Source organism: Paenibacillus soyae (assembly GCF_024623455.1).
Taxonomy (GTDB): Bacteria; Bacillota; Bacilli; order Paenibacillales; family Paenibacillaceae; genus Pristimantibacillus; species Pristimantibacillus soyae.
Window position 1 is genome coordinate 1 of sequence record NZ_JANIPJ010000110.1, and the last position, 227, is coordinate 227.

The 227-nt window shown below is 48.9% G+C and carries 1 rRNA gene; it reads left to right on the forward strand.

From position 1 onward, the window contains the following. Window positions 1-227 (forward strand): 23S ribosomal RNA (locus NQZ67_RS30980); the annotation flags it as partial.

The window sequence follows — 227 nt, forward strand, 5'->3', positions numbered from 1 at the left end:
CACCATTTAAAGAGTGCGTAATAGCTCACTGGTCGAGTGACTCTGCGCCGAAAATGTAACGGGGCTAAACACACCACCGAAGCTATGGCATGTACCATTAGGTACTTGGGTAGGGGAGCGTTGAATGTAGGTTGAAGTCAGACCGTAAGGACTGGTGGACAGCATTCAAGTGAGAATGCCGGTATGAGTAACGAAAAGACAAGTGAGAATCTTGTCCGCCGAAAGCC